Origin of the sequence: Staphylococcus sp. GDY8P131P, from assembly GCF_017891975.1 — a bacterium.
GTDB classification, from domain to species: Bacteria; Bacillota; Bacilli; order Staphylococcales; family Staphylococcaceae; genus Staphylococcus; species Staphylococcus nepalensis.
This window is the reverse complement of the sequence record NZ_JAESKF010000003.1, coordinates 131,924-144,195: the sequence shown is the minus strand read 5'-3', so window position 1 is coordinate 144,195 and position 12,272 is coordinate 131,924. Positions and strand designations below refer to the sequence as shown.

Here is a 12,272-nt window from a genome sequence, read left to right as displayed (position 1 = left end):
AAAAATGAATAGACTCATACTGATTTCTGGTCTTATGTTATTCTCATTTTTCTTTGGCGCCGGAAATCTCATATTTCCACCTATGTTAGGATATACAGCTCAAGAAAATATGTGGGTTGCAATGATAGGATTTTCAATTACTGGTATTCTATTACCATATTTAACTGTTATTGTCGTTGCTTATATGAATGGCGGTGTTGAAAGTATTGGTAATAAAGTACATCCTTTATTTGGCACTATTTTTGCTATTTGTATTTATGCATCTATTGGCGCTTTATACGGTATTCCACGTGCCGCAAATGTCGCTTATGAAATCGGGACAAGAAACGTTTTGCCGGTACATAACCAATTTACTTTAATTATATTTTCAGCAGTCTTTTTCTTAATTGTTTATTTAATCGCGCTATACCCAAACCGTATTATAGACAATTTAGGTAAGTACCTGACACCTATTTTAATTTGTATTATTGCGATTTTATGTATTTTAGTCATCATTAATCCTGAGGGCTCAATTGGTGAATCTGGCGGTGATTTCGCTCAAACGCCTCTTATTTCTGGTGTTTTAGAAGGGTATTTCACAATGGATCTCGTTGCGGCATTAGCCTTTTCTGTCGTGATTGTTCAAAGCTTTAAATTGAACGGCGTCAATAACCAAAAATTACTTGTTAAAAATGTAGTTAAAGCTGGTTTTATTTCTGCGATTTTGTTATTAATCATTTATTTCGCATTAGCTTATGTAGGTGCAACAACAGATCAAGCTGGCTTTAAAGATGGCACGGATATTTTAACTTTTAACTCTTTACGTGTGTTTGGCACTTTCGGTAACTTAATTTTCGGCGTGATTGTAATCTTAGCTTGTTTAACAACGTGTATCGGGCTTGTAAATGCTTGTTCTGCTTTCGCTATGAAAAAATTACCAAAAATTTCTTATAAAGTATTTGTACTCATTTTTTCATTATTAGGCTTTCTTGTATCAACATTAGGTTTAGAGCTTATTTTAGAAATTGCGGTGCCTTTACTAACATTTATCTATCCAACGTCTATCGTGTTAGTGCTCATTTCACTGTTAAGTATCTTTATACCATTTGAAATGAAATATAGCTTTATCATACCAACTATTGCAACATTGATCATTTCTTTATTGCAAATACTAAATGATTTTAATTTATTTAAATTGCTTAACGTGCTATACATGCACTTACCATTAGCTGATATTCAATTAGCTTGGTTAGTACCATTTATTATATTACTCATTATTGGTTTGATCATCGATTATGTTACAAATAAATCAAATACAGCAACTACTTAAACTAAGGTACAAATAAACGACCTATCATAATAGGATTTAAAAAACACTTTCGTAGCATTTACATTAACAATGCGCCTATACGAAAGTGTTTTTTTTATTTAAATTGTTGAAGAAAGAAGATAAGTTTATATTTTCCAAAAAGATACCGCGATCCTACATTAGTAGGGTGGATTGAAAACTTAATATAAATAAATTTATACTGACTATCTGTTATTTCATTTTGTCTATTTATTCTCTGAATCGATATATTTATGCAACATTGGTATAGTATGATTAAGCCATGTGCTAAAAATCAATAATTAAGAATGGAGCGTTTTTTATGACTGAATTTAATGATTTCTTACAATCACTGGAAAATGACAAACAAAAAGCAACTATGGAAGACATATTCAACTGGGTTTCCGAAACGTTTCCTAAACTTGAAACCACTGTAAAATGGCACCAGCCTATGTTTACACACCACGGTACGTTTATCATCGCTTTCAGTAAATCAAAACAACATTTTTCAGTAGCACCAGAAGCTAAAGCAATAGCTAAGTTCACAAAACAAATTGATGCGTCTGCTTATTCGCAAACCAATAATTTATTCCGTATTAAATGGTCTCAAGATGTTGATTATTCATTATTAAAGTCTATCATTCAATTCAATATTGAAGACAAAGCAGATTGTACTACTTTTTGGAGATCGTGATATTCTGTTAAAACGGTTAACAACTTGAGCTATATTCAAATCGTTAATCTATTTTATCTATAATGAAATTAAAAACTTAAATAACAGTGTGTTGCTCAGACACTTATTTTGCTTTAAAGATTTTCTACTCGATCAACCGAAAATGGCTAGAAAAAAGAATACAAAATATTTTCATCCTAGCCATCTATGATCAGTATCCCTATTCAAGCAGAAACGGGTTTATGACACAATTTCTTTATAAGGATATTCATAAGATTGCATGAGCTAACCTCATGCATAAGTGCTACTAGTCTTCATAAATGAGGAAGTAGTACTTTAGAAGTAGCGCTTAAAAGTGAGACTGTCATTTTCATTCTACTCATCTACCGCCGATATCCTATATCATATGGGTGTGTGGATTCGTACTGGCTTTTTACAATGCCTTAGCAATTTCTTTAAGTATAGTCTTCAAAAAAGGCGATAATATCTTGTTCTACTTCAAGATGGCCTTCGCCGTATGTCATTAAATGTTTACATGTAGCATAACCTTGAATTTCTTTATCTTTATGTGCGATTTGCCTATAAATATAATTCGCGCTTGTTTCGTAAGCATCTTCATCTTGTTCCCCATATTTTATAGCAATAGGTGTTGATATATCATTTAAATTTGCCATGGCTTGATCTACTAATGCTTTAAATTTGTCTAATCCCTGTGCGTAATCATCTATTTTTTCAATTTGTTGTTGGATTGCTTCATGAGATAAACCAACCAAATTGCCCATGCGCGTACCATAATATTCAAGTCTACCAATGAGCCCAGCGTCGTCTTTACTAAATGGCGTAGACATCACTACAATTGAGTCAATCTTTTTTTCTTCCGCCAATTTTAGAGATAATATGCCACCTAAAGATATACCGCAGACGCTGATATTTGAATAACCTTTTTCTTGTAAAAAATGATAACCATCTAGCGCATCTTGCCACCAATCAGTCGCATCATATGCCATTAATGATTCAAGCATCAGTCCATGTCCCTTATAAGAAGGCACATAACATGTAAAGCCGGCTTTATTTAATTTTGTAGCCAACAACTTTACGTCTCTTACAGTACCCGTAAAGGAATGTAATAATAATACTGCATGCTCAGAAGATGTATCCTCCAAATAAATTGAATTAGGTTCTTTAACGTTTATCATCAATTGTCACTCCAACTTTTAAAATTATTATAATTGTAATAGAAATAGTTTCACTATACAAAGCAATAGATTTACTAGATTAAATAAAATGATTTCGTAATTATCCATCTTATCAAACGGTTCGGTTTTTATGTATTTTCAAACAAAAATACAAGCCACTCTCTAAAAGAAAGTAGCTTGCATCTATGAGGAAGTCTGGAAACATGCCCGAGAACATGCTCACAGAAACCCATAGTTTGTTTTGCATGCCAAGGACATGCTTTTATAGTGTACAATTTTATTTATTGTTTTTCAATCATTCATAAAGTTTTTAAAATTATAAAAATAGTTCAATACTCAATATCATCATAAAGCCTATTTTAAATAAAAGCAGATAATCCAAATATTGTTTTTGTAATATTCTGACAAATTATTGTTAAATAATTATCAATTTTGACGAATATATTATACTTCTAATACAGTATAATATATAATGACGTAATTTATAGAAAATGAGGTAATAAATATGGATGATTTGAAAATCAACAAACGATTAATTATGACACCAGGTCCAGTAAGCGTAGACCCCCGTGTTTCACAAGCAATGTCAAATTCTATTTTAGGTCAATTTGACTATGAGTTTGTAGACATTATGAATCAAACGATGGAACTAATCCGTAAATCATTTTTAACTAAAAACCAGTGGTCATTTCCAATTGATGGTACAAGTCGAGCTGGTTTAGAAGCTGTGATTTCAAGTATCGTTAAACCTGGTGATGAAGTCTTAGTACCTGTAATTGGACGCTTCGGTTATTTATTTACTGAACTCGTTACACGCGCAGGCGGCAAAGTACATAATATACACAAACCAATGGGTGAAGTCTTTGATCAATCGGAAATCATTGAAGCCTTAGACCAATATAAGCCCAAAGTGCTTGCTATCGTACATGGTGAAACATCTACCGGTAGATTACAACCTATTGACCAAATTGGTCGTGCATGTAAAGAAAGAGGCATATATTCCGTTGTAGATGCTGTCGCAACCTATCAAGGCATGGTTATTCCTGTAGACGACTGGGAACTAGATGCTGTTATTGGCGGCGCACAAAAATGTTTATCTATCCCTTCAGGTATCACCCCGATTACCTTTAATGATAGATTCAGCGATGCTATTAATGAACGCAAACGTGTAGAACTTGGCATACGTTCTACTGAAACAACAGAGCAAGACCACTTTATCCGAAGCAATTACTTAGATTTAACACAATTACAAGATTATTGGAGCCCGAAACGTCTAAACCACCATACTGAGTCCACAACTTCTATATACGCACTGTATACTGGTTTGAAATTAGCATTGTCAGAAGGTATTGAAGCACGCGCACAACGCCACGCATTCCATCAAGAAGGATTAAAAGCAGCGCTAAAAGCTTTAGGTTTAGAAATTTATGGCGATGAATCTAATGAAATGAAAATGGTTATATGTGTAAATATTCCAGAAGGTGTAGAGGATGCTCCATTCAGAAATGGATTATTAAAAAATTACGGCATAGAAATTGCAGGATCATTTGGCGATTTACAAGGTAAGATTTGGAGAATTGGTATCATGGGATATGCCGTACAAAAACAAAATATTTTAACATTTCTATCTGCTTTTGCAGCTTACCTGCTTTCACAAGAGAATATCAAACATTTAAATATAGCAGATGCTATTAAAACTTTAGTTAATTATTATGACAGCAATGAAGTTTAAACACAGATTTAACTTATAAGTTTCATCATAAATAAAAGGTACAACCTCATGCTCGTATGAATGGGGTTGTACCTTTATCTTATATCGTTATATTTCAATTTCGTTCTTAATTTGATTATTCATCTTCTACAACTCTATTTTTAGCTGCTGGGTAACCAAAGATAAAGAATAGTACTGCCATTAACAGCAGCGCAATAATGCCTGACACCCAACTTCCTGTAAAATCATGTAAATATCCGATTAAGAATGGCCCTACTGCAGCAATTAAATAACCCACTGATTGACCAAATCCTGATAAAGAGATACTTCCATCACTTGTTCGCGCACGTATAGAAAAGAACGTCATACATAAACTGAAGCATGCGCCCATAGCTAAACCTGCAATAATAATACCAATAATAAGTAATACTAATGATTGCGTAAAGAACAAGCCAAAACCAACCAAGAATAAAATAGTAATAATCACAACTAAAATACGTTGGTCTTTCAATTTAGATGCTATGATTGGAAACGTGAATGTCATAGGTACTTGTGAGAATTGGTTGAGCATTAATAAATACCCAGCTGTCGATGGATCGAGTCCTCTATCGACAAGTATAGATGGCACCCATGCAACAACAGTATAAAATACCATAGATTGGAACCCCATCGTTAAAGCAACCATCCAAGCTAATTTAGATTTAGCAATATTTATCTTTTTGTGCTGTTTCCATTGTGTTTCGTCAATGGTTTGTTTTTCTAATTTAGCACCACTTCGTGCTTTTGGTATCCATAAGATAATTGCAATAATCGCAAGAATAATCCAAAACGATAATGATAATCTAAAGCCAAGTGGTGACTGAGATAGTGGGAAACTTAATCCACCGCCTAACCCAGCTGTAAAATTCATCGTCCCACTGTAAATACCTGTAGCGACTCCAATTTGCATTGGGAAGTACCATTTTACATAACTTGGTAATACCACATTACCAAATGCAATAGCAATACCTAAAACCAATGTACCAATAATGAATAACGTGAAATCTCCCGCTACACGTAAATATAATCCAATGATTAATAATATCGTAGAATAAAGAATTGTACGAGACATGGTTAAGCGTGCTGTTACTCGCGATACTAATGGAGAAACAACAGCAAAAATAATTAGCGGTATAGTAGTTAAGATGCCAGCAACACTGTTATTAATTTCCATTACATGCTTAATCTCATCAACTACAGGCCCTACTGATGTGAGTGGCGCACGTAATGTAGAAGCAATAAATACGATTGCTAAAATTACGCCCCAATTTTCTTTAATTCTATGTATACGATAGGGTTCAGTCATCTTATACCACCTTTCTTCAAAATCTTTTAATATAATAATACAACGAACCGATCAAATGAAGATCATTTGAACGATTCGCATGTATCAGTTTTATAATTAGCTAATCAATTATTGATTTGCATTTAATAAAATACGTGTACCTGCTTTACCTTCCAACGCTTCAATTGCATCATCTAATGAACAAATAATCGCTTCTTTGCCCATTTCAGCAAATTGAATTGCAGCTTCAATCTTAGGTAGCATACTTCCTGCAGGGAATTGCCCTTCAGCGACATAAGCTTTCGCTTCATCTACTGAAATTGTTTCTAATTTTTCTTCATTTGGTTTACCAAAGTTCACACAAACATTTGATACATCAGTTAACATCATGAATGTATCTGCATCAACTTGTTGCGCAAGTTTCAAACCAGAACGGTCTTTATCGATAACCGCTTCAACGCCTTGAATGCTTCCTTCTTCATCACGGTAAACTGGTATACCACCGCCACCAGATGAAATAACGATAGCTTGGTCAATGAGTGCTTTAATTTGGTTTACACCGTGGATTACAAGTGGTTCTGGCGATGGAACAACACGACGGTATCCTCTACCAGCATCTTCTACCATTACAAAACCATGCACTTCTTCTAAACGTTTTGCTTCAACTTCGTCAAAGAATACGCCGATAGGTTTAGTTGGATTTTCAAATGCTTTATCGTCTTTATCTACTTCTACCATTGTCAATAATGTTACAACATCACTTTGAATGTCTAATGCATGTAAATGGTTTTTTAATGCTTCTTCCATCATATAACCAATAAAACCTTGTGATTCAGCATTACAAGCGTTGATTGGAAGCGGGTCGACAATGTCTTTTGCCGCTTCATTTTGAGCGATAATATTGCCAACTTGTGGCCCATTACCATGTGTAATGACAACATTATGTCCAATTTTTTTCAATTCTGCCATTTTACGTGTAGCAGCATACACATTGTTATATTGATTTTCGTATGACGCTTCTTGTTTAGGTTGTAAAATTGCGTTACCACCTAGAGCAAGTACAACACGCTTACTCATACGTTTCACTCCTTCAAGTTAATGCTACGAACATGCCATAAACTGTGTCTCTTCCTGATGACGAGCCTACTTTTAGCAGTCGATCAATGTTTTCCAGTGACGGTTCATGTTGTAACTTTGATATTTTTGAACTGAATAATCCTTTTTGTGCACATTTTAAAAAAGTTTCTCCTACTAGCGTCGTTAATGATTCGTTAAGTAGTTGTTTTAATTTTTCTAAATTTGGTTTTCTAATATACGGATTGGTAAAATGAATAAACAACATACCAGTTAGGATGTCATCACCAGAAGGCGTTAATCCCTCTCCTCTACCAATTAGATAGCGGTAATATTGTTCTATAGTTTCAACATCTTCATATTCTAATGCGTACATGATTCGGCTCATTGTTTGGCGGTCAAAGTCACCATCATCATACATCGTAAAATCATATGTCGATAAATTTGCTTTAAGGTTATCAGTGTTTACACTGTCAACGAGGTCTTTAAATGGCAATGATGCAACATGCCAAACGAGTTGGCATGTTTTACTTATATGAATCGTGTTAGGACCTATTGTGAGTTGTTGGTTTAATTTAATTTCATTAAGCAAACTATGTTTCGTTTGTTGGTCCACTAATATACCGAATGGAAACATACCGTTTTCATCAGTACCTATAAATATAAGCTCTTGCGCATCATTTACAATATTGAAGCCTTTTTTAAAAATACTGTGCACATAAAATGTCTTTCGATTTTCTAATATTTCCTTGGCAATATCGCCTATAGCAGTTGCGCGAAAAATCACGCTTTAAAGCCTAATTTCTCTGCGTATGCAGTAATTGCTTTTTCAAAACATTCAATTGGTGGGTGAACTGTACCTGCACCAATTTGCCCATATCCAGCAATTTTATGAGCGATACCTGTATTAATAACCGGTGTGATACCTGTTTCCACAACTTTACGGGCATCAATGCCTAAACATGCCCCTCTAAAATTCCATGTAGGGATTGCAAAGTTAGGGTTTTCACCGATGCAAATTTCAGTCATTTCGTTACTGATGTCTAAAGCGTCGTCAAAGCCACCAGTACCAACAAAGCGAGTTACTGCTGGCGCAGCGATCATTGCCATACCACCAACACCAATTGTTTCAGTAATTGCAGAGTCACCAATATCAGTGTTTGCATCTTCGGCAGAATAACCTGTAAAGAATAATCCGTGAGGCGTGTTTACTGGCGCAGTGAACCATTCGTCACCCATACCAGCGATACGAATACCAAAGTTTTCCCCGTTACGACACATAGCAGTAACAACCGTACCATGTTCGATTGTACGCGCTGCATCCATCATCGCTTTACCTGTAGCCATTGCTACGTTTAAGAAGAATTGGTCTGTATCTGCTAAGAATTGAAGTACTTCTGTACGTTTTTCTGCTGCTACATCTTCTAATGACGAGATAATTGGCGTCACTTCTTTTAAGAATGCTAATGAAGCTGCAATATTACGTTGGTGGAATTCATCACCCATTGCAATAGCTTTAGCAATTAATACGTTTACGTTTAAACCGTCATCCATTTTGTGTAATGCTTTACTTAAAACTGGGCCTAAAACATCTTTCATCCAGTGAAGACGATTGATTACAGTTTCATTGTAAGCACCAAAGCGTAATACCGCTCCAATACCTTCGTTCATTTGGCAATACGCTTCATTACCTGTTTCTCTATTTTCAACAACAAGTACAGGCATATTAGCAGAAGTAATACCACCCATTGGGCCAACTGTATTTACATGGTGGCATGGGATAAAAGTAATCTGTCCTTCTTCTAATAACTTACGTGCACCTTGTTCATTGTCAGCCCATCCTTCGAAAAGGATGGCACCTACACAAGAACCTTGCATTGGGTCCGTCATATTTTCATATTTAATTGGTGGACCAGCATGTAATAATACATTTTCTTTGAGTTCAGGAATTTTAGATTTAGCAGGCACTACATCTACTAAAAATGGCGCTGCTGCAATCATCTTGTCAATGACTGCTTGGTTAGCTTCATCTATTGTTTTGTAACCCATTTTATACCGTCTCTCCTTCATAATTGTTTAAGAATTGAAGTACTTTCATTAATTTTTCATCCCCACCAGCAATTGGGCGCCAATTAAATTGAACGACTGGTGCATCGCTTGCTTGGATTGCTTCAGTAAAGCTCTTCAGTCCAATATTAATAACGCTTGGTTTCATGTTGATTAAATTCATTATTTTTTCATCCACAGTTAAATCAACTGGTTCTGATTCAAATGATTTTGTTTCTAACATTGGTTGTTCAACACTGCTGCCTACTAAATTAAGTGCAGTACGAACCATTTGGTCGTTTGTTTCACAAACAATTGCGCCAGCTTCTTTTAACGTGTTAACTTGACTATCATAACCTTGATGATCATGTTGTGTACCTACAACTGTAGTAAGTACCGCCAATGAACGGCCCTCAGCGTTTACTTTATCTAAAATCGCTTTGATTGTAGGCGCAAGTTCGTTTGCCATATCATCATGACTACCGTAACCAATCACGTTATCTAACATAATGACAGCAGTGGATGGGTCATCTGATGAAGTTTCTAACATTTCAATACGTTTTGAAGGATCGATCATTGGGTGTGGTCTACCTTGCGTATAAATATCATCACCTAAGTCAATGATTTCATGATTTCCACCTTTATAAGAGAATCCTTCTGGTGTTTCTGCGCCTGAATTATCTCCTAATGTATCTTTGACTAACATAGCAGCTTCTGATGCTAACGTGCCACCTGAGTAGTAACCTTTAATACCATCTTGGTTATCAGCAAACGTAATATCAAGGTCTGCTTTAAATGATGGATTAAATTGAGGCGTTTCATCATTAGATAATTGAACAGATACACGTGCTGCTTCTTCTAGTGTATAAGCGTGATAAATATTTTCTTCAGTAAATGCTGGTTTAGCACCTAAGAATAATGTAACCACTGGTTTTTCAATGTTACGTAACATATTTAATACTTTTTCTTCAACTTCTTTAGCTGGCGGCTTAGAAATAACAGTAATGACTTTAACTTTAGGGTCAGCATTTAACGCTTTAATACTATCTAGCATTGTAATAGCGCCGACTTCTGTTGATAAGTCACGGCCACCTGTACCAATTGCATTTGTAACACCTTTACCTTCACGGTCAATGATGGTTGTTACTTCTTGAATACCTGTACCAGAAGCACCGATAACGCCGATATCTCCTTCATTAACGATGTTAGTGAATGCAAGTGGTAAACTGTGGATAATACCTGTACCACAGTCAGGTCCCATAACTAATAACCCTTTATCATGCGCCATTTGTTTTAAGCGTACTTCGTCTTCTTTAGCGACATTATCACTAAACATAAATACGTTTAAATTGTTTTTTAAAGCAGTTTCAGCTTCCATTGCAGCGTATTGTCCTGGGATTGAAATTAATGCTAAGTTTGGATTATTTGCTAATTCTAAAGCGCGGTTCCAGTTTGAAGCTTCATCTTGTTTTTGAGATTTATCTTCGTCGTCGCCTTTGCCTTTTAGCTCAGCATCTACTTGTTCATTTACTTCGTCTACTTTTGATTCATCATCTGTATCTACAATGACAACGATATCATTTGGTTTAGCATTATCTAATGCTTCAGTATCAAATCCTGAAGATCTAAAAATGTCTTTATTCGCAGGCGTTCCCATCATAATTGATACTTGGTTCACGCCATCAATAGCAGATAATTTATTCGATAATAACATTAGTACAATCGAATCTTGGTACGTGTTTTCTTTAATTATTGTATATAACATACTATTCCTCCGTTATTATTCTGCAAATCTGTTTTTTCCGTGGTAACGATCAAAGTGCACATCTTCTGACACTAAGTAATCGTAAATTTCATCCACAATTTCAATGCCTGTTTCATCATATTTCTCACTACGTAAGCGACCACGCTCACCAGGATAGAATATTTCTCCATAACCTTCTGCTGCTGGTTGTGCTTTAAGCTCATCTAACATTGTTGAAATACGTGATTTAAATTGATCTAAATCTGTAAAGAATGCAGGATTGATTACGATGTGTAACTGTCCTAAGTCACGGCCTTTAGTTAGATCTTTATACATTGATGAAACGTGCACACCGTGTGGTACGCCAAGTAAACTACCTGATAAGATATCCACCATCATCATTAAACCATAACCTTTTGGTCCAGCAACCGGTACAAGCGCATGAACGTCTCTTGCGTTTGTTGTTGGCTCACCATTAGCATCAACTGCCCATGCATCTGGGATAGATTGGTGTTTGGCTCTAGCATCAAGCACTTTGCCCCACGCTTGAACTGTTGTAGCCATATCAAAAGTAATGATACGATCATCGTTAGATGGTGCACTAAATGCAATTGGGTTCGTACCAAAATAAGGTTCTGTGCCACCAAACGGTACAACCATTGGATCCGATTGACACATACTTAAACCAACCATATTTGCATTAGATGCCATTTCAACGAAATAACCTAACGCACCACTATGTGAAATATGTTTAACACCTACAACTGCTACACCGTTTTCTTTAGCCATTTCTATCGCTTTCTCCATGGCCTCTTTTGCTGCTTGGTGTCCAGGACCGTTATCTCCTTCAAATACACCAGTAGAAGGACCAGTTTGTTCAAATTGGTAGTTCGGGTTAGCAGTAATACCACCTTTTGCGATACGTTCTGCATAATATTCCACCCTAACAGCACCATGAGAGTGAATACCTCTGTGATCTGCAAAAGTTAAAACATCTGCAACATCTTTTGCAGCATCTTCATTTAAGCCCGCTTTAACCAATTTATTTTTCATTAAATCGAATAAATCATTTTTAGAAACGCGCATATTTCAACCTCCTTATTACAAAAATTGTGTATTTTTTTAATAAACAAAGTGTTTTCAAGCAGTAAAAAAAGAAGTTACTAAAGACGCACCATGCTAAATGTCGTAAGTTACC

General features: G+C 35.5%; 10 protein-coding genes. 3 read left to right on the top strand and 7 right to left on the bottom strand.

Annotated elements, in window-relative coordinates:
- The first annotated feature begins 4 nt into the window (after positions 1-4).
- Together brnQ and KA894_RS03990 are read left to right on the top strand one after the other, a co-directional pair.
- The gene (gene brnQ, locus KA894_RS03995; RefSeq protein ID WP_096810999.1) at positions 5-1,309 is read left to right on the top strand and encodes a branched-chain amino acid transport system II carrier protein; all 1,305 of its coding nucleotides are present in this window, start codon (positions 5-7) and stop codon (positions 1,307-1,309) included.
- Positions 1,310-1,628: 319 nt separating this feature from the next.
- Positions 1,629-2,000, top strand: a complete 372-nt coding sequence (locus tag KA894_RS03990; protein ID WP_096811000.1) for an iron chaperone — start codon at positions 1,629-1,631, stop codon at positions 1,998-2,000.
- A 434-nt stretch (positions 2,001-2,434) separates the two neighbouring features.
- Here KA894_RS03990 and KA894_RS03985 read toward each other — a convergent pair whose 3' ends face one another.
- Positions 2,435-3,175, bottom strand: a complete 741-nt coding sequence (locus KA894_RS03985; RefSeq protein WP_119487920.1) for an alpha/beta hydrolase — start codon at positions 3,173-3,175, stop codon at positions 2,435-2,437.
- A 505-nt stretch (positions 3,176-3,680) separates the two neighbouring features.
- Between KA894_RS03985 and KA894_RS03980 the strand changes: the two genes are divergently transcribed.
- Positions 3,681-4,907 carry a pyridoxal-phosphate-dependent aminotransferase family protein gene (locus KA894_RS03980; RefSeq protein ID WP_096811002.1) on the top strand — a complete coding sequence of 409 codons (1,227 nt, stop codon included), beginning with the start codon at positions 3,681-3,683 and terminating at the stop codon, positions 4,905-4,907.
- 115 nt (positions 4,908-5,022) lie between these two features.
- Here KA894_RS03980 and KA894_RS03975 read toward each other — a convergent pair whose 3' ends face one another.
- From KA894_RS03975 to allD, 6 genes are all read right to left on the bottom strand, one after another.
- Complete coding sequence (locus tag KA894_RS03975; RefSeq protein ID WP_103373364.1) at positions 5,023-6,231, bottom strand: CynX/NimT family MFS transporter; 1,209 nt, start codon at positions 6,229-6,231, stop codon at positions 5,023-5,025.
- Between the two features lie 108 nt (positions 6,232-6,339).
- A complete protein-coding gene (gene arcC, locus KA894_RS03970; RefSeq protein ID WP_096811004.1) occupies positions 6,340-7,287 on the bottom strand; it encodes a carbamate kinase in 948 nt (315 codons plus the stop codon).
- A 13-nt stretch (positions 7,288-7,300) separates the two neighbouring features.
- Positions 7,301-8,071, bottom strand: a complete 771-nt coding sequence (locus KA894_RS14855) for an oxamate carbamoyltransferase subunit AllH family protein (protein ID WP_096811005.1) — start codon at positions 8,069-8,071, stop codon at positions 7,301-7,303.
- Positions 8,068-9,333 carry a YlbE family protein gene (locus KA894_RS03960; protein ID WP_096811006.1) on the bottom strand — a complete coding sequence of 422 codons (1,266 nt, stop codon included), beginning with the start codon at positions 9,331-9,333 and terminating at the stop codon, positions 8,068-8,070. The genes KA894_RS14855 and KA894_RS03960 overlap by 4 nt, the downstream gene beginning before the upstream one ends.
- A gap of 1 nt (position 9,334) precedes the next feature.
- Positions 9,335-11,095 (bottom strand): acyl-CoA synthetase FdrA, encoded by a 1,761-nt coding sequence (locus tag KA894_RS03955; RefSeq protein ID WP_107643823.1) that lies wholly within the window; start codon positions 11,093-11,095, stop codon positions 9,335-9,337.
- Between the two features lie 15 nt (positions 11,096-11,110).
- Complete coding sequence (allD, locus tag KA894_RS03950) at positions 11,111-12,160, bottom strand: ureidoglycolate dehydrogenase (protein WP_210133728.1); 1,050 nt, start codon at positions 12,158-12,160, stop codon at positions 11,111-11,113.
- Positions 12,161-12,272 lie beyond the last annotated feature (112 nt).